The sequence below is a fragment of the Serratia sp. PL7 genome, from assembly GCF_945957435.1.
This window is the reverse complement of the sequence record NZ_CAMFLB010000001.1, coordinates 2611169-2629079: the sequence shown is the minus strand read 5'-3', so window position 1 is coordinate 2629079 and position 17911 is coordinate 2611169. Positions and strand designations below refer to the sequence as shown.

The 17911-nt window shown below is 60.9% G+C and carries 19 protein-coding genes; 16 read left to right on the top strand and 3 right to left on the bottom strand.

Annotated features, from left to right (window positions below; all coding sequences use genetic code 11):
* Positions 1 to 25 precede the first annotated feature (25 nt).
* Together kdpA and N6G83_RS12785 are read right to left on the bottom strand one after the other, a co-directional pair.
* A complete protein-coding gene (kdpA, locus tag N6G83_RS12790) occupies positions 26 to 1714 on the bottom strand; it encodes a potassium-transporting ATPase subunit KdpA (protein WP_193402526.1) in 1689 nt (562 codons plus the stop codon).
* Complete coding sequence (locus N6G83_RS12785; protein WP_016928742.1) at positions 1714 to 1803, bottom strand: K(+)-transporting ATPase subunit F; 90 nt, start codon at positions 1801 to 1803, stop codon at positions 1714 to 1716. Before N6G83_RS12785 ends, kdpA begins: the two co-directional genes overlap by 1 nt.
* 441 nt (positions 1804 to 2244) lie before the next feature.
* Here N6G83_RS12785 and N6G83_RS12780 point away from each other — a divergent pair, with 441 nt between their 5' ends.
* From N6G83_RS12780 to nei, 12 genes are all read left to right on the top strand, one after another.
* Positions 2245 to 2454 carry a YbfA family protein gene (locus N6G83_RS12780; RefSeq protein WP_004939916.1) on the top strand — a complete coding sequence of 70 codons (210 nt, stop codon included), beginning with the start codon at positions 2245 to 2247 and terminating at the stop codon, positions 2452 to 2454.
* Between the two features lie 142 nt (positions 2455 to 2596).
* Complete coding sequence (locus tag N6G83_RS12775; protein WP_025301870.1) at positions 2597 to 3553, top strand: YbgA family protein; 957 nt, start codon at positions 2597 to 2599, stop codon at positions 3551 to 3553.
* A 15-nt stretch (positions 3554 to 3568) separates the two neighbouring features.
* Entirely contained in the window at positions 3569 to 4999 is a 1431-nt protein-coding gene (gene phrB / locus N6G83_RS12770) for a deoxyribodipyrimidine photo-lyase (RefSeq protein ID WP_260515439.1), read from the top strand.
* A gap of 22 nt (positions 5000 to 5021) precedes the next feature.
* Positions 5022 to 6002 carry an MBL fold metallo-hydrolase gene (locus tag N6G83_RS12765; RefSeq protein ID WP_025301872.1) on the top strand — a complete coding sequence of 327 codons (981 nt, stop codon included), beginning with the start codon at positions 5022 to 5024 and terminating at the stop codon, positions 6000 to 6002.
* An 18-nt stretch (positions 6003 to 6020) separates the two neighbouring features.
* On the top strand, positions 6021 to 6764 hold the full coding sequence (locus N6G83_RS12760; protein ID WP_025301873.1) for a type 2 GTP cyclohydrolase I: 744 nt from the start codon (positions 6021 to 6023) through the stop codon (positions 6762 to 6764).
* 159 nt (positions 6765 to 6923) lie between these two features.
* Positions 6924 to 7580 carry a 5-oxoprolinase subunit PxpB gene (pxpB, locus tag N6G83_RS12755; protein ID WP_025301874.1) on the top strand — a complete coding sequence of 219 codons (657 nt, stop codon included), beginning with the start codon at positions 6924 to 6926 and terminating at the stop codon, positions 7578 to 7580.
* Positions 7574 to 8506, top strand: coding sequence for a 5-oxoprolinase subunit PxpC (gene pxpC, locus N6G83_RS12750; protein ID WP_025301875.1), 933 nt, complete (start codon positions 7574 to 7576; stop codon positions 8504 to 8506). Before pxpB ends, pxpC begins: the two co-directional genes overlap by 7 nt.
* The gene (gene pxpA / locus N6G83_RS12745; protein ID WP_043136590.1) at positions 8496 to 9236 is read left to right on the top strand and encodes a 5-oxoprolinase subunit PxpA; all 741 of its coding nucleotides are present in this window, start codon (positions 8496 to 8498) and stop codon (positions 9234 to 9236) included. The genes pxpC and pxpA overlap by 11 nt, the downstream gene beginning before the upstream one ends.
* A gap of 62 nt (positions 9237 to 9298) precedes the next feature.
* On the top strand, positions 9299 to 10030 hold the full coding sequence (locus tag N6G83_RS12740; RefSeq protein WP_127146245.1) for a DUF969 domain-containing protein: 732 nt from the start codon (positions 9299 to 9301) through the stop codon (positions 10028 to 10030).
* The gene (locus N6G83_RS12735; protein WP_127146244.1) at positions 10027 to 11046 is read left to right on the top strand and encodes a DUF979 domain-containing protein; all 1020 of its coding nucleotides are present in this window, start codon (positions 10027 to 10029) and stop codon (positions 11044 to 11046) included. The genes N6G83_RS12740 and N6G83_RS12735 overlap by 4 nt, the downstream gene beginning before the upstream one ends.
* 8 nt (positions 11047 to 11054) lie before the next feature.
* Positions 11055 to 11699 carry a pyroglutamyl-peptidase I gene (gene pcp / locus N6G83_RS12730; protein ID WP_016928732.1) on the top strand — a complete coding sequence of 215 codons (645 nt, stop codon included), beginning with the start codon at positions 11055 to 11057 and terminating at the stop codon, positions 11697 to 11699.
* 54 nt (positions 11700 to 11753) lie between these two features.
* Entirely contained in the window at positions 11754 to 12545 is a 792-nt protein-coding gene (gene nei, locus N6G83_RS12725; RefSeq protein WP_099816697.1) for an endonuclease VIII, read from the top strand.
* Positions 12546 to 12602: 57 nt separating this feature from the next.
* On the opposite strand, the gene N6G83_RS12720 is transcribed toward nei, so the two are convergent.
* Positions 12603 to 13895 (bottom strand): citrate synthase, encoded by a 1293-nt coding sequence (locus tag N6G83_RS12720; protein WP_016928730.1) that lies wholly within the window; start codon positions 13893 to 13895, stop codon positions 12603 to 12605.
* Between the two features lie 729 nt (positions 13896 to 14624).
* Between N6G83_RS12720 and sdhC the strand changes: the two genes are divergently transcribed.
* Genes sdhC through N6G83_RS12700 form a run of 4 tightly spaced genes read left to right on the top strand, consistent with a single transcriptional unit; the run spans position 14625 to position 17855 of the window.
* Positions 14625 to 15014 (top strand): succinate dehydrogenase cytochrome b556 subunit, encoded by a 390-nt coding sequence (gene sdhC / locus N6G83_RS12715; protein WP_004939893.1) that lies wholly within the window; start codon positions 14625 to 14627, stop codon positions 15012 to 15014.
* On the top strand, positions 15008 to 15355 hold the full coding sequence (gene sdhD, locus N6G83_RS12710) for a succinate dehydrogenase membrane anchor subunit (protein ID WP_004939891.1): 348 nt from the start codon (positions 15008 to 15010) through the stop codon (positions 15353 to 15355). The genes sdhC and sdhD overlap by 7 nt, the downstream gene beginning before the upstream one ends.
* On the top strand, positions 15356 to 17122 hold the full coding sequence (gene sdhA / locus N6G83_RS12705) for a succinate dehydrogenase flavoprotein subunit (RefSeq protein WP_015376974.1): 1767 nt from the start codon (positions 15356 to 15358) through the stop codon (positions 17120 to 17122).
* Positions 17123 to 17138: 16 nt separating this feature from the next.
* A complete protein-coding gene (locus tag N6G83_RS12700; protein ID WP_025301880.1) occupies positions 17139 to 17855 on the top strand; it encodes a succinate dehydrogenase iron-sulfur subunit in 717 nt (238 codons plus the stop codon).
* The last annotated feature ends 56 nt before the right edge of the window (positions 17856 to 17911 follow it).

The following is a 17911-nucleotide window of genomic DNA, read 5'->3' as shown; positions in this document are numbered from 1 at the left end:
TCTTATTCTCTCTCTGTGACGTCGGTTAGTTTGCCAACCAAAGCTGCAAATGCTCGGCCACCGGGCCCAGCGCCAGCGCCGGCACGAAGGTCAGTGCGCCCACCAGCAATACGGTGCCGATCAGCAGGCCGATAAACAGCGGCCCATAGGTCGGCAGGGTGCCGTTGCCCGCCGGCTGGCGTTGTTTGGCGCTCAGCGAACCGGCGATCGCCAGCACCGGCAGGATCACCCCGAAGCGGCCGACAAACATGGCGAAGGCCAGCAGCAGGTTGTAGAACGGCGTATTGACGCTCAACCCGGCGAAGGCGCTGCCGTTGTTGTTGGCGGCGGAGGACAGGGCGTACAGCACTTCGCTGAAGCCGTGAGCGCCCGGGTTGAGGATGCCGGCGCGGCCCGCGTCGGTGCCGATGGCCAGCGCGCTGCCCAGCAACACCAGCGTCGGCGTGACCAGGATCGCTAGCGCGGTCATCTTCATGTCGTAAACGTCGATCTTTTTGCCCAGGTATTCCGGGGTGCGGCCGATCATCAGACCGGCGATAAATACCGTCAGCAGTACGAACAGCAGCATGCCGTACAGGCCGGAGCCTACGCCGCCGAACACCACCTCACCGATCTGCATCAGCCACATCGGTACCATGCCGCCCAGCGCGGTGAAGGAGTCGTGCATGGCGTTGACCGCCCCGCAGGACGCGGCGGTGGTCACCACCGAGAACAGGCTGGTGGCGAGAATGCCGAAGCGCGACTCTTTGCCTTCCATATTGATGTTGCTGTCGGCGCCCAGCGCGCTCAGGTGCGGGTTGCCCGCCAGCTCGGCGACCATCACCACCACCACCGCCACCACGAAGATCAGCGCCATCGCCCAGATCAGCGCGTGGCCCTGACGGTTTTCACCGGCCAACTGGCCGAAGGAGAAGCACAGCGCGCAGGGGATCAGGAAGATGGCCAGCATCTGCACGAAGTTGGTCAGCACGGTTGGGTTCTCGAACGGGTGCGCCGAGTTGGCGCCGAAGAAGCCGCCGCCGTTGGTGCCGAGCATCTTGATCGCTTCCTGCGAGGCCACTGGCCCCATCGGCAGCGTCTGCTGCGCACCTTCGAGCGTGGTGACGTGCAGGTAAGGCAGGAAGTTTTGCAGCGTGCCCTGGCTGACGAAGAACAGAGCGATCAGCAGCGCGATCGGCAGCAGCACATACAGCGTGATGCGGAATAGATCGGCCCAGGCGTTGCCGACGGTCTTGCCGGCGCGGCGGGTAAAGGCGCGGATCAGCGCAAAGGCCACGGCGATGCCGGTGGAGGCGGAGACGAAGTTCTGCACCGCCAGCCCGGCCATCTGGCTGAAATAGCTGAGAGTGCTTTCACCGCTGTAGGCCTGCCAGTTGGTGTTGGTGACGAAGCTGACGGCGGTGTTGAGCGCCAGATCCCAGGAGAGGCCCGGGAAGCCTTGCGGGTTGAGCGGCAGCGAGCCCTGCGTCATCAGCAGGGCGAACAGCAACGCCAGGCCGAGCAGGTTGAACGCCAGGATCGCCAGCGCGTACTGCCACCAGTTCATCTCGGTGGCGCGGATGCCGCAGGCGCGCCAGACGCCGGCTTCCACCCCGCGCAGCGCAGGCAGCGGCTCACCTTCGATCAGGCGCGCCATAAAGCCGCCCAGCGGCCGGGCCAGCAGCAGAAGCACCAGCAGGAAGCTGGCGATCAGTAAAAAGGCTGAAGCCGCCATCAGAAATCCTCCGCGTTAAACAGGGCGTAGACCAAATAGGCCAACAGCAGCAGAACCAACAGCGCACCACCAATAACGCTGAAACTCACGGGACACCTCCAGAGGTGTTGTTTTTGATAGAGGCAGTGTAGGGAGCGGGGTAGAAAGAAGATGAAAAAATCGCGCGGGCGGGTGTAAAAAAAGTATAAAAATGGCTGAAATTTCAGCGGAAATTCAGCATTTCAACCATCAGGGCGGTGGCGAGATTGCGCCTGATGAGTGAATAAGCAAGGGCAGAGGCGTGGAAGCAGGAACCGGATAATAACCACAATGTAACCCATGATTAGTTAAAAATTAACCTGACTGTAACAAAATTACGAATCGCTGCGGTGATTAGCGATTTTTTGTGCGATTTAGTGGTCGGATGAGTAGTAAACTTTCATCAAGTGCGCTAAAATTTTGCTCAGTTACCAAATTACCGATTGTTCATTTGATACGCCCACGCCGTTTTCCCTGACAAATCAACGGCAGGCGTTTTTAAGGAGGTTCGCATGTCTACGACCTATCACGCTTATTCACTGCATCGGATTCTCCTGCGCCGCAGCGCAGTGGTTATCGCGGGCATTTTGGCCCTGCCGGTGATGCTGTTCCGCAGCGATCGCGGGCGTTTTTACAGCTACCTGCACCGCGTCTGGTCAAAAACCAGCGATAAGCCGGTCTGGCTGCAGCAGGCGGAACTGGCGTCCTGCGATTTCTACTGAGTCGCTGCCGATTCACGAAAAAACCCTCGCCCTGTGGCGGGGGTTTTTTTATGCCTCTGGCCACCCCTATCAAGCGCAAGGTCGTATTTGGCAAGCCATTCTTCTACACTTTCCTCATCGGTCAACAACATGGGAGAGCGGTATGAGCGACAAGATCCCTATCGGCATCAGCGCCTGTTTACTGGGCGACGCGGTGCGTTTCGACGGTGGCCACAAGCGGCTGGCTTTTGCGGTGGAACAGTTGGCGCCCTATGTGCGCTTTGAGCCCGTTTGCCCGGAAATGGCGATCGGCCTGCCCACGCCGCGCCCGGCGCTGCGCCTGGTGAAACAGGCGCAGCCGTGGCCGGCGATGCGCTACAGCAACGACGCCGGCGTGGATCTGACCGAGGAGATGCGCAGTTTCTCAGCGCAGCGCGTGGCCGCGTTGCAGCACCTGTGCGGCTATATCGTCTGCGCCAAGTCGCCGAGCTGCGGCCTGGAACGGGTGCGGGTCTACAGCGAGAACGGCAAGGACTCGCGTAAAAACGGCGTTGGGCTGTTTACCGCCGAGCTGCTGCGTCAGATGCCGTGGCTGCCGGTGGAAGAAGATGGACGATTGCAGGATGCGGCGCTGCGGGAAAACTTTATCGAGCGAGTGTACGCGCTGTATGAGTTGAACATGCTGTGGCGTCAGGGGCTGACCCGCGGCGGGCTGATCGCGTTTCACAGCCGCTACAAGCTGTCGCTGCTGGCGCATTCGCAGCCGGCGTACCGCGAGCTGGGGCGCTTCGTCGCCGATATTCACCGCTGGGACTCGCTGGAGGCCTTCGCCGTGGAATACCGCAGCCGCCTGATGGCGCTGTTGGCGCACAAAGCGACGCGGCGCAACCACACCAACGTGTTAATGCACGTGCAGGGCTATTTCCGTCGTCAGCTTAGCGCGGCGCAGCGCCAGGAGCTGGCGCACCTGATCGATCGCTACCGGCAGGGCATGCAGCCGCTGCTGGCGCCGATCGCGCTGCTCAAGCATTACATGGCGGAATACCCCGATCGCTATCTGGCGGAACAACGCTATTTCGAACCTTACCCGGAGGCGCTGCGTTTGCGTTACGGCCATTGATTGACAAGGAGTTTTATGACCACGCATCTGGTCTGGTTGCGTAACGATCTGCGTATCACCGACAACAAAGCCCTGCACGCCGCCTGCAGCGATCCGAAAGCCCGGGTGCTGGCGGTGTTTATCGCCACACCGGAGCAGTGGCGGCAACATGAGATGGCGCCGCGGCAGGCGGCGCTGATCCACGCCAGCCTGCAGGCGGTGCAACAGGCGCTGGCGCAAAAGGGCATTGCGCTGCATTGCCATGCCTGTGCGGACTTTGCCGCGTCGATCGACTGGCTGGCGGACTATTGCGAGCGAGAGCAGGTAGATGCGCTGTTTTACAACCGCCAGTATGAACTGAATGAACGGCGACGCGATGTGCGGCTGGAGCAGCAGTTGAGTGGACGGGTAACGTGCCACGGTTTTGATGACAGCCTGCTGTTGCCGCCGGGCAGCGTGCTCACCGGCGGCGGCGAGATGTACAAGGTTTATACGCCGTTTCGCAACGCCTTTATTCAGCGCCTGACCGAGTCCGACGTGAGCTGCCTGCCGGCGCCGAAGATCCGTGCCGAGGGCGCGTTGCCTGCGCCTGAGGCGCCGGCGGCGTTCGATTATCCCGCGGCGGAAATTGGGGATGACTATCCCGCCGGCGAGGAGGCCGCGCTGCAGCGGCTGCGCGCCTTTTGTCGTGAGCAGGTGCAGGATTACCTTCGGCAGCGCGATCTGCCCGCCATCGCCGGCACCAGCAGCCTGTCGCCCTATCTGGCGATCGGTGCGCTGTCGCCGCGCCAGTGCTTCAACCGCCTGCGCGCCGAATGCCCGCAGCTGCTGGAAGATCGCGAGAGCGGCGCTTTCGCCTGGCTGAACGAGCTGATTTGGCGCGAGTTCTACCGTCATCTGCTGGTGGCTTATCCCGCGTTGTGCCGCTATCGGCCATTTATCGCCTGGACGGACAAGGTGCGCTGGTGCGATGACGCGGCGAAGCTGCAGGCCTGGCAGCGGGGCGAAACCGGTTATCCGATCGTCGATGCCGCCATGCGCCAACTGAATGCCACCGGCTGGATGCACAACCGGCTGCGCATGATCAGCGCCAGTTTTCTGGTGAAAGATCTGCTGATCGACTGGCGCGCCGGGGAGCGCTATTTCATGTCGCAACTGCTGGACGGGGATCTGGCGGCCAACAACGGCGGCTGGCAGTGGGCGGCCTCCACCGGCACCGACGCCGCGCCGTATTTCCGCATCTTCAACCCGACCACCCAGGGTGAACGTTTTGATCCACAAGGCACTTTTATCCGTAAATGGTTGCCGGAACTGGCGGATGTGCCCGACAATGACATCCATCATCCCCATCGCTGGGCGGAAAAGCAGCGATGCACGCTGAACTACCCGCTGCCGATCGTCGATCACAAACAAGCCCGCATGGAGACGTTGGCGGCGTTCGAGGCGGCGAAACGGGGAGAGTCTTGAGGCAACTGCAAGGAGCGACGCAATGATGAAAAAGGTGCTGGCCCTGTGCCTGAGCGGCTATTCGGCGCTGGCGATAGCCGGCTTTGACGTGGTGGCGCTGGGCGTCGACGGCGGCGTTAGCGACGGCAACCTGACCTCTTATCTGATCCGCAGCGATAATCAGCCGCAGTATGTGGCGCTGGACGCCGGCTCGCTGCTACCGGGCATCGCCAAAGGGTTGGAGAAGGGCAGTTTCCCGCAGGTGACCCCCGAGCTGGCCGCGCCTTACACGCCGCAGGGCTATGTGTTCCGGCAGTTGATCGGCAGTTACTTTATCAGCCATGGCCATCTGGACCACGTGGCGGGGCTGATCGTCGGCTCGCCCGAGGACAATAAAAAAACCGTTTACGCCCAGGCGGACACCGTGCTGACCCTGCGTAATCACTACTTCAACTGGAAGGCCTGGCCGAACTTTACCGACGCCGGCAACGGTTCGCGGCTGGGCACCTACCGGCTGCAAACGGTGCGGCCGCAGCAGCGCTTTACCCTCGGCCTGACCGGGTTGACCGGCGTGATGTACCCGCTTAGCCACGATCGCTACCCGTCGTCGATGCTGCTGATTTCCAACGGCAGCGAGTTCTTCGCCTACTTCGGCGATACCGGGCCGGATAAGGTGGAGCAATCACGCGATCTCGATACCGTCTGGCGCACGCTGGGGCCGCTTGTCGAGCAGAAAAAGCTCAAAGGCATGATTATCGAAACCTCGTACCCCAATGGGATGGAGGATAAACATCTGTACGGCCATTTGACGCCGGCCTGGCTGCTGAAGGAGTTGAAGAACCTGACGCAGTACAGCGGCGGTGAAGGTTCGCTGAACGGTCTGCCGGTGGTGATCAGCCACATCAAGCCCAGCCTGAAGCAGGGCGAAGACACGCGCGCCGCCATTGCGCAGCAGCTGGCGCAGGGCAACGATCTGGGCGTGAAATTCATCCTGATGGCGCAGGGCGACCGGCAGACATTTTGACTATGAAGAGAGAAGAGAATGCGTAACCTCGATCTGGAACAACTGATCAATACGGAACTGAACGCCGCGGCGTTTCAGGACTACGCCCCTAACGGATTGCAGGTAGAAGGCCGCCCGCACGTGCAGCGCATCGTGACCGGCGTCACCGCCTGTCAGGCGCTGCTGGATGCCGCGGTGGCGCATCAGGCCGACGCGATTATCGTGCACCACGGCTATTTCTGGAAAAATGAGGCGCCGGCGGTGCGCGGCATGAAGCGCAATCGTCTGAAAACGCTGTTGACTCACGATATTAACCTGTACGGCTACCACCTGCCGCTGGACGCGCATCCGGTGCTGGGTAACAACGCGCAGCTGGCGCAGGCGCTGGGCATTCGGGTGATTGGCGACGTCGAGCCGCTGGTGCCACACGGCGAATTTGAACAGCCGCTGACCGGCGAGGCGCTGCAGCAGCGTATCGAAAGCCGGCTGGGGCGCGCGGTGCTGCACTGCGGCGATAACGCGCCTGAGCACATTCGCCGGGTGGCCTGGTGCACCGGCGGTGGCCAGGGCTTTATCGACAGCGCGGCGCGCTTCGGCGTCGATGCGTTCATCAGCGGTGAAGTGTCTGAACAGACCATTCATAGCGCGCGCGAAATGGGCGTGCATTTCTTCGCCGCCGGTCACCATGCGACCGAGCGCGGTGGCGTGAAAGCGTTGGGGGACTGGCTGGCCCAGCACCACGGCTTTGATGTGACCTTTATCGATATCCCGAATCCCGCCTGATTTTTTTCTTCCCCGGATCCAGCCCGGCCTGTGCGCCGGCTGAATCCTTTTATCGCGCTATTTCCTTATTTTCCTTATGGTTGCGTTCTATTGACAGCCGGGGCCGCGTCACGCATAACTGGTGTGTTTTTCATCGCGATAATAATAAGGAGAATAAGGGTGCAACAAGCACGTTATTACCTGTTGGGTGAAAGAGCGGTAGTGCTTGAACTGTCGCCGCCGGTGACCTTACCGAGCCAGCAGCGCATCTGGGCGCTGGCGGAAAAGCTGAATCACCACCCCGACGTGCGGGAAGTGGTGCCGGGGATGAACAACCTGACGCTGTTGCTGCATACGCCGCAGGCCGACGCCGAAGCGATGCTTGCGTTGCTGCAGCAGGGTTGGGAAAGCAAAGAGCGCCTGACGCCGGAGTCGCGCCAGGTGGATATTCCGGTGGTCTACGGCGGGGAGCAAGGCCCCGATCTGGATGACGTGGCGCGCCATACCGGCATGACCCCGCGGCAGGTGGTGGAATGCCACGCGGCGGCGGCCTATGTGGTCTATTTCCTCGGCTTTCAGCCGGGCTTCTCCTATTTGGGCGGCATGCCGGAAAAATTGGCGACGCCGCGCCGCGCCGAACCGCGTCTGGCGGTGGCGGCCGGCTCCGTCGGCATCGGCGGCGGCCAGACCGGCATCTATCCGCTGGTGACACCCGGCGGCTGGCAACTGATTGGCCGCACGCCGCTGGCGTTGTTCAATCCGCATGAAATGCCGCCGACGCTGCTGCGCCCGGGCGATAGCGTGCGCTTCGTGCCGCAGAAGGAGGGCGTATGCTGATTATTCTGCGTGCCGGCATCTATACCACGGTGCAGGATTTGGGCCGCGAGGGATTCCGCCGCCTGGGCATCAGCACCGGCGGGGCGTTGGATCAACCGGCGCTGAAGATCGCCAACCTGCTGGTGGGCAACGCGCCGGAGGCCGCCGGGCTGGAGATCACGCTCGGCCAGTTCAGCGCCGAGTTTACCCGCTCTGGCTGGATTGCCCTGACCGGCGCCGGCTGCGACGCGCAGCTGGACGGCAAGCCGCTGTGGACCGGCTGGCGCTACCCGGTGAAAAAGGGGCAGCGGCTGGCGCTGGGCACGCCGAAACGCGGCATGCGCAGCTACCTGGCGATCTCGGGCGGTATCGCCGTGCCGGAAATGCTGGGCTCGTGCAGCACCGACATGAAAGCCGCCTTTGGCGGCCACGAAGGCCGTAACCTGAAGGACGGCGATCGGCTGCCGCTGGGCAAATCAGCCGCTCAACCACAACATCGCTGCGGCGTGAAACAGCTGCTGTTCACCAACCGCATCCGCGCGCTGCCGGGGCCGGAGTACGCCGAATTCAGCGAAGAGGCGCAGGATACGTTTTGGCGCACCGCCTGGCAGCTCAGCCCGCAGAGCAACCGCATGGGCTACCGCCTGCACGGCGGTACGCCGCTGGAGCGCACCACCGACCGCGAGATGCTGTCGCATGGCCTGATGCCCGGCGTGGTGCAGGTGCCGCATAACGGCCAGCCGATCGTGCTGATGGCCGATGCACAAACCACCGGCGGTTACCCGCGTATTGCCTGCGTGATCGAAGCCGATCTCTACCACTTGGCGCAGATCCGTCTCGGCGAACCGATCCACTTCGTTCTCTGCTCACTGACGGAGGCGCAGCGCGCCAAAGCCGAGCAGGATCTCTTCCTTCGACAGATTGCCTGGGGGTTACATGATCGTTGATTTGAACGCCGATCTCGGCGAAGGCTGCGCCAACGATCAGGCGCTGTTGCAATTGGTGAGCTCGGCCAACATCGCCTGCGGCTTCCACGCCGGCGATGCGCAGACCATGCGTCAATCGGTGCGCTGGGCATTGCAGTACGGCGTGGCGATCGGCGCCCATCCGAGTTTTCCCGATCGGGAGAACTTCGGCCGCACCCGCATGCAGCTGCCGCCGGAAACGGTGTACGCGCAGGTGGTGTATCAGCTCGGGGCGCTGGCGGCCATCGCCCGCGCTGAGGGGGGAGTGATGGTACATGTTAAGCCGCATGGCATGCTGTATAACCAGGCGGCGGTTGAACCGGCGCTGGCGGAAGCGATCGCCCGGGCGGTGCAGGCGGTCGATCCGGCGCTGCGGCTGGTGGGGCTGGCCGGCAGCGAGCTGATCCGCGCCGGGCAACGGCTCGGTCTGACCACCCGGCAGGAGGTGTTCGCCGATCGCGGTTATCAGGCCGACGGCACGCTGGTGCCGCGCGGTTTGCCGGGGGCATTGATCGAGGATGACGAACAGGCGCTGGCGCAAACGCTGGAGATGGTGCGCCATCACCGGGTGCGCAGCGTGGATGGCGTCTGGGCCGCCGTTCAGGCGGAAACTGTCTGCCTGCACGGGGACGGCGAGCATGCGCTGGCGTATGCGCGCAAGCTGCGGGACAGTTTTGTTCAACAGGGTATTCGCGTCAGCGCGGAGCAATAAAGCCGTAAAGCAAGACACAACATCACAAGCAAAAAACTATTAGAAAATATCGAGGGAAGACTATGGAACAGGCTGTGAATCTCTGGCCACTGATCGGCATCGCCGCCATCGTGGTCGGGTTTGTATTGCGTTTCAACCCGGTGCTGGTGGTGATCGCCGCCGGTATCATCACCGGTTTGGCGGCGCTGATGCCGCTGGACGTCATTCTGGAAAAGCTCGGCGAGGGCTTTCTCAACACCCGCAACCTGCCGCTGATCCTGCTGCTGCCGCTGGCGGTGATCGGCCTGCTGGAGCGCCACGGGCTGAAGGAGCGGGCGCAGGCGTGGATCGCCAAGATCAAAAGCGCCACCGCCGGCCGTTTGCTGATCGTGTACCTGTTCGTGCGCGAGATCACCGCGGCGATGGGGCTGACCAGCCTGGGCGGGCACCCGCAAATGGTGCGGCCGCTGCTGGCGCCGATGGCGGAAGGGGCAACGGAAAACCGCTATGGCGAACTGCCGGAGCGTACGCGCCACCGCCTGCGCGCCATGTCGGCCGCGACCGACAACGTCGGGCTGTTCTTCGGCGAAGATATCTTCGTGGCCTTCGGCGCGATCATCTTCATGCACAACTTTATGCTGGAGTCCGGCGGCATCCAGACCGAGCCGCTGCATATCGCGCTGTGGGGCATTCCGACCGCCATTTTCGCTTTCCTGATCCACGCATTCCGGCTGTATCGAATGGATAAACAGCTGAGCGCCGAGCTGGCGCAGCTGAATCAGTCGGCGCTGCAGGCGAAGGGGGAGGCACGATGAATTTCCAGCAACAATATCTCTACTGGCTGGCCGGCGCGGTGCTGCTGATTGTGGCGGTGATGTCCTTCCGCGATCGCGCCAACCCGCGCCGCATCACCACCGGGCTGTTTTGGGGGTTGTACGGCCTGGTATTCCTGGTCGGCGACTGGACTTACCGCCTGCTGGGCGACGTGCTCGGCGAAGGCAGCAACGAGAAACGCATGCTGCACATCATCGTTGGCGGGGTGGTGGTGGTGATGGCCCTGATCGCCGGCTTCGGCGGTGTGCGCCTCGGCAGCTATCATCAGCGAACGCCGCAGGAGCGCGAGACCAGCGCCAAGCGTTTGGGCAACAAGCTGTTTATCCCCGCGTTGGCGATCCCGGTGGTGACGGTGATCGGCGTGCTGCTGTTCAACAACGTGCCGGCGTTGCAGAGCGCGGTATTCGGCAGCGGTAACCACGCGACGCTGATCACCCTGTTCTCGATGACCGTCGGCTGCCTGATCGGTCTGGCGATCGCCGTGAAAATGACCCATGAGAAGGCCCTGCAGCCAATACAGGAAGCGCGGCGCCTGCTGGATTCGATCGGCTGGGCGTTCATTCTGCCGCAGATCCTCGCCACGCTGGGGCTGCTGTTTACCGTCGCCGGCGTCGGCACTGCGATCTCGCATCTGACCCAGGAGTATCTGGCGGTCGATAACCGCTTTATCGCCGTGGCGGTCTACGCTATCGGTATGGCGGTGCTGACTATGGTGATGGGCAACGCCTTCGCCGCTTTCCCGATCGTTACCGCCGGCATCGGCATTCCGATCCTGGTATTGCAGCATGGCGGCAACCCGGCGGTGATGGCGGCGATCGGCATGTTCTCCGGCTATTGCGGCACCCTGATGACGCCGATGGCGGCGAACTTCAACATTGTGCCGGCGGCGCTGCTGGAGCTGCCGGACAAGAATGCGGTGATCAAGGCGCAGGTGCCGACCGGCGTGCTGCTGCTGTTGGTTAACGTGTTCCTGCTGTATTTCCTGATGTTCCTGTAGGAGTAAGGATGCAAAAAGTATTGATTACCGGCTTTGAGCCGTTTGGCGGCGAACGCCTTAACCCCTCCTGGGAAGTGGTGAAGCAGCTCAATGATATGGAGCTGGTCGGCACGCGCATCGTGGCGCGCCAGCTGCCGTGCGTGTTCGGCGCGGCGCTGGAGGCGCTCAATGCGGCGATCGACGAGGTGCAGCCGGTGATGGTGCTGGCTATCGGCCAGGCCGGCGGCCGCACCGATATCACGATTGAACGGGTGGCGATCAACGTCGACGATGCGCGCATTCCCGACAATCAGGGGCAGCAGCCGGTGGACGAGCCGATCGTCGCCGGCGGTCCGGCGGCCTATTTCAGCACCTTGCCGATCAAAGCGATGGTCAGTTCGATGCGCGAAGCTGGCATTCCGGCCGCCGTTTCGCAGACTGCCGGCACCTACGTGTGCAACCATGTGATGTATGGGCTGTTGCACCGTTTGAGCGGCCAGCGTGAGGTGAAGGGCGGCTTTATCCATATTCCGTACCTGCCGGAACAGGCGGCGGCCCACCCCGGTGCGCCGAGCATGGCGGCTTCGACGGTGCTGTTTGCGCTGGAGCTGGCCGTTTCCATTGCTTTGCAGGTGGAACACGATCTGAAAGTGGTGGGCGGCGCGACGCATTAATCAAGAGAATCCCCGGCGCATCGGGCTGCGCCGGGTCTACGCAAGGAGTGGTCTATGCCGGAAGGACCGGAGATTCGCCGGGCGGCGGACAAACTGACGGCGGCGGTGATCGATCAGCCGTTGACCGCCGTCGATTTCGCTTTTCCTCAGTTGAAACACTATCGCCAGCGTCTGATCGGCGAGCGTATCGTCGCCATCGAGCCGCGCGGCAAGGCGCTGCTGACCCATTTCTCCAATGGGCTGACGATGTACAGCCATAACCAACTGTATGGCGTGTGGAAAGTGGCGGCGGCAGGAGAGACGCCGGAGACCAAACGCGATCTGCGGGTGCGGCTGGAAACCGCCCGCAGCGCGATATTGCTCTACAGCGCTTCCGACATTACCGTCGGGCCGCGCGAGGAAATAGAACAACACCCGTTTTTGCAACGCATCGGCCCTGACGTGTTGGACATGTCGCTGACGGTAGACGAGGTGGCGGAGCGGTTGCTGACGCCGCGTTTCCGTCGCAGGCAGCTGGGCGGCATGCTGCTCGACCAGGCGTTTCTTGCCGGATTGGGCAATTATCTGCGTGCCGAAATCCTGTGGCAGGCCGAACTGGCGCCGCAGCATAAACCGCAGGATCTGACGCCAGAGGCGCTGCGCCGTCTGGCGGAGGCGTTGCTGGCAGTGCCGCGCCTTTCCTACCAGACGCGCGGGCAGGCGGATGACAACCGGCATCACGGCGCGCTGTTTCGCTTCAAGGTATTTCATCGCAGCGGTGAGCCTTGCGAACGCTGCGGCGCGATGATTGTGCGCACCGAGCTGTCATCGCGGCCGTTTTATTGGTGCCCGGGCTGCCAGAAATAACCAAAAAAAACGCCGCCCGAAGGGGCGGCGCTGTGCGGTTTCAGCCAGGAAAGCGGCTTACTTGTTTTTCAGCTGGGATTTGAAATCACGCTCGGCATAGCCGGTGTACAGCTGACGCGGACGGGCAATTTTGATGCCTTCGTCGTGCATTTCGTTCCAGTGGGCGATCCAGCCGATGGTGCGTGCGATGGCGAAGATCACGGTGAACATGGAAGAAGGAATGCCCATCGCCTTCAGGATGATGCCTGAGTAGAAGTCGACGTTCGGGTACAGTTTCTTCTCGATGAAGTACGGGTCGTTCAGCGCGATGTGTTCCAGCTCCATCGCTACCTGCAGCAGGTTGTCGTCCTTCTTGTTCAGCTCTTTCAGCACTTCGTGACAGGTTTCGCGCATCACGGTGGCGCGCGGATCGTAGTTCTTGTACACGCGGTGGCCGAAGCCCATCAGGCGGAAGGAGTCGTTCTTGTCCTTGGCGCGCTTGATGAACTCTGGAATGTGCTCGACGGTCTTGATCTCTTCCAGCATTTTCAGCGCCGCTTCGTTGGCGCCGCCGTGTGCCGGCCCCCACAGGGAGGCGATACCGGCCGCGATGCAGGCGAACGGGTTGGCGCCGGAAGAGCCGGCGGTGCGCACGGTCGAGGTAGAGGCGTTCTGCTCATGGTCGGCGTGCAGGATCAGGATGCGGTCCATGGCGCGTTCCAGCACCGGGTTCACCACGTACTCTTCGCACGGGGTGGCGAACATCATGTGCAGGAAGTTGCCGGCATAGGACAGATCGTTGCGCGGGTAAACGAACGGCTGGCCCAGGGAGTATTTGTAGCACATCGCGGCCACGGTCGGCATTTTGGACAGCAGGCGGAACGCGGTGATTTCGCGGTGACGTTCGTTGTTGACGTCCAGCGCATCGTGGTAGAACGCCGCCAGCGCACCGGTCACGCCGCACAGCACCGCCATCGGGTGCGAGTCGCGACGGAAGCCACGGAACAGATGGGTGATCTGGTCGTGGATCATGGTGTGACGGGTTACGGTCGTCTTGAAGGTTTCGAACTCTTCTGGCGTTGGGGTCTCGCCGTACAGCAGGATGTAGCACACTTCCAGGTAGGAAGATTCTTTCGCCAGCTGCTCGATAGGGAAGCCGCGGTGCAGCAGCACGCCTTTGTCGCCGTCGATGAAGGTAATCTTGGATTCGCAAGAAGCGGTGGAGGTAAAGCCGGGATCAAATGTGAAATAACCTTTGGAACCCAGAGCGCGGACATCGAGGACATCAGGGCCCAGTGTCGGTGTCAATACGCCCAGTTCGATCGGAGCTTCGCTGTCGTTAATGGTTAGCGTCGCTTTCTTATCAGTCATTTACTGTCTCCTTAGCGCCTTATTTTAAAAAACCACTAACAACTGAAATACCTTAAATCTCTGCAGGTTGCCCGCAAAAAATGGTGCGGACGCTAACTCTGTGAGCGACTGCGCAACTGTGCGCGGGTAGGGTACAGAGTGCTGACCAGGCGAACGAGACGGGTGACCAGTTGTTAACGATTCAGAGTAATTCGTTATAGTCTGTTAATCTTACCTATGAGCTGTTCGAAGAGATGTGAACCTATCCCAATAATCTGTTTTTATGTGCTTTATTTGCTTTTGACGCCGGCAAACTCGAGCGGGAAACAACGTCTATTGGGATAGGTTCGCCAAATACACTGTTGCATAACTCGAACCCGGGAGGAAGTGTATCTGCTGACCCATAGCGCATCATAGGACCGTTTGTGCCCCTATATGTAATGGAAATGTTGATCTCTTGTCAAATCAGATAATTAATTTTGCACTAATTGTGAAATCCGTGATCTGAATCACTGTTCGGGGGAAATGTTATCAAAGCGGTTGTATGAGAATTGTAATCAGAATGTGATCCTCCTATACTGCCGCCAGGTCTCCGGATTACCCTGAAGTAGGAGCACCCAGCGTTATAAATGCGCGCCGTTTGAGCACAGAGGATGTTGATGTTTGAGCGCGTGACGTGTAAGGGTTTTAGGCTCTTAACGCTGTCTGATCCCCGCCCAGGCCCGGAGGAAGGAAAATAATAAGAGCTGTGTGGGCAAATACGTGAAAAAACAACGACCTGTCAACTTGGATCTGCAAACGATCCGGTTCCCCGTAACTGCGATAGCGTCTATCTTACACCGAGTCTCTGGCGTAATTACCTTCGTTGCCGTGGGTATCCTCCTCTGGCTGCTGGGCCTGTCACTCTCTTCCCAAGAGGGGTTCCTGCAGGCGGCCGCCATCATGAATAGCTTCATCGTCAAATTCATATTCTGGGGCATCCTCACGGCGCTGGCCTATCACATTTGCGGTGGCATCCGTCACTTGTTAATGGATTTTGGCTACATCGAAGAGAGTTTGGCCGCCGGTACCCGTTCCGCCCAGGTGGCGATCGGTCTGACCGTCGTGCTGTCAGTTCTGGCTGGAGTCCTCGTATGGTAAACAACGTTTCTGCATTAGGGCGCAACGGCGTGCACGATTGGCTGCTGCTGCGTGCTTCCGCGATCATCATCACCCTGTACGTCCTGTATATCCTGGGCTTTTTCGTCACGGCTCCGGAACTCACTTATGACATTTGGCGCGGTTTCTTCGCCACTTCCATTACGAAAGTGTTCACTCTGCTGACCTTGCTGTCGATTCTGGTGCACGCCTGGATCGGGCTGTGGCAGGTGCTGACGGACTACGTCAAGCCGCTGGCGGTTCGCCTGGTGTTGCAGCTGGCTGTCGTGGTCGCGTTGCTGGTCTATTTACTGTACGGAACAATCGTAGTGTGGGGTGCTTAAATGAAACTGCCAGTCAGAGAGTTTGATGCCGTCGTAATCGGCGCCGGCGGTGCGGGCATGCGTGCCGCGCTGCAAATTTCCCAAGCGGGCTCGACCTGTGCCCTGCTGTCCAAAGTTTTCCCGACCCGTTCCCATACCGTGTCTGCACAGGGCGGCATTACCGTCGCGCTGGGCAACAGCCACGAGGACAACTGGGAATGGCATATGTACGACACGGTGAAAGGGTCCGACTATATCGGTGACCAGGACGCCATCGAATATATGTGTAAAACCGGCCCGGAAGCAATTCTGGAACTGGAACACATGGGCCTGCCGTTCTCTCGTCTGGACGACGGCCGCATTTATCAGCGCCCGTTCGGCGGTCAGTCGCTGAACTTCGGCGGCGAGCAGGCGGCGCGTACCGCAGCCGCAGCCGACCGTACCGGTCACGCGCTGTTGCACACCCTGTACCAACAGAACCTGAAAAACCACACCACCATCTTCTCCGAGTGGTATGCGCTCGATCTGGTGAAAAACCAGGATGGCGCGGTGGTCGGCACCACGGCTATCTGCATCGAAACCGGTGAAGTGGTTTACTTCAAAGCCAAGGCCACCGTGCTGGCGACCGGCGGCGCAGGCCGTATTTATCAGTCCACCACCAACGCCCACATCAACACCGGCGACGGTGTCGGCATGGCGCTGCGCGCTGGCGTGCCGGTGCAGGACATGGAAATGTGGCAGTTCCACCCGACCGGCATCGCTGGCGCGGGCGTACTGGTGACTGAAGGCTGCCGCGGCGAAGGCGGTTACCTGCTGAACAAACACGGCGAGCGCTTCATGGAGCGTTATGCGCCGAATGCCAAAGATCTGGCGGGCCGCGACGTGGTTGCCCGTTCGATCATGATCGAAATCCGCGAAGGCCGCGGTTGCGACGGTCCTTGGGGCCCGCACGCCAAGCTGAAGCTGGATCACCTGGGCAAAGAGGTACTGGAATCCCGTCTGCCGGGCATTCTGGAGCTGTCCCGCACCTTCGCGCACGTCGATCCGGTGAAAGAGCCGATCCCGGTTATCCCAACCTGTCACTATATGATGGGCGGGATTCCGACCAAGGTGACCGGCCAGGCGCTGACCGTGAACGAGAAGGGCGAAGACGTGGTGATCCCGGGGCTGTTCGCCGTGGGCGAAATCGCCTGCGTATCGGTGCACGGCGCCAACCGCCTGGGCGGCAACTCGCTGCTCGACCTGGTGGTGTTCGGCCGTTCCGCCGGCATGCACCTGCAGGAATCGCTGGAAGAGCAGGGCGTGAGCCGTGACGCCAGCGACTCCGACGTGGAAGCCTCGTTGGACCGTCTGAACCGTTGGAACAACACCCGTTCCGGTGAAGACCCGGTCGAAATTCGCAAAGCGCTGCAGTCTTGCATGCAGCACAACTTCTCGGTATTCCGCGAAGGCGATGCGATGGCCAAGGGCCTGGAAGAACTGAAAGTGATCCGTGAACGTCTGAAGAACGCACGCCTGGACGATACCTCCAGCGAGTTCAACACCCAGCGCATCGAGTGCCTGGAGTTGGATAACCTGATGGAGACCGCGTATTCCACCGCTGTGTCGGCCAACTTCCGTACCGAGAGCCGTGGCGCACACAGCCGCTTCGACTACCCGGAACGCGATGACGCCAACTGGCTGTGCCATTCGCTGTATCTGCCGCAATCGGAAAGCATGACGCGTCGTGAAGTGAACATGCAACCGAAGCTGCGCCCGGCATTCCCGCCGAAAGTGCGTTCTTACTAATTGCGGAGATCGACAGATGAAACTCGAATTTTCCATTTATCGCTACAACCCGGATGTCGATGACGCGCCGCACATGCAGGATTACACCCTGGAAGCGGAAGAAGGTCGCGACATGATGCTGCTGGATGCGTTGATCCAGTTGAAAGAAAAAGACCCGACCCTGTCGTTCCGTCGCTCATGCCGTGAAGGCGTATGCGGTTCCGATGGCCTGAACATGAACGGTAAAAACGGCCTGGCGTGCATCACCCCGATTTCGTCGCTGCGCAAAGGCAACGGCAAGATCGTGATCCGTCCGCTGCCGGGCCTGCCGGTGGTGCGCGATCTGGTGGTGGATATGGGCCAGTTCTATACCCAGTATGAAAAGATCAAGCCATACCTGCTGAACGACGGCAAGAACCCGCCGGCGCGCGAGCACCTGCAGTCGCCGGACCAACGCGCCAAGCTGGACGGTCTGTACGAGTGCATCCTGTGCGCCTGCTGCTCGACCTCTTGCCCATCGTTCTGGTGGAACCCGGACAAGTTCATTGGCCCAGCCGGTCTGTTGGCGGCGTATCGCTTCCTGATCGACAGCCGTGACACGGAAACGCAAGAACGTTTAGATGATCTGGACGACGCTTTTAGTGTTTTCCGCTGCCATAGCATTATGAATTGTGTCAGTGTATGTCCTAAAGGCTTGAACCCGACGCGTGCGATCGGGCATATCAAGTCCATGCTGCTGCAACGCGGCGCATAAACGGAATGAGATGCTGCGCCGGGCTCTTTTCCGGCGCACATCCCATAGGGGAGGGA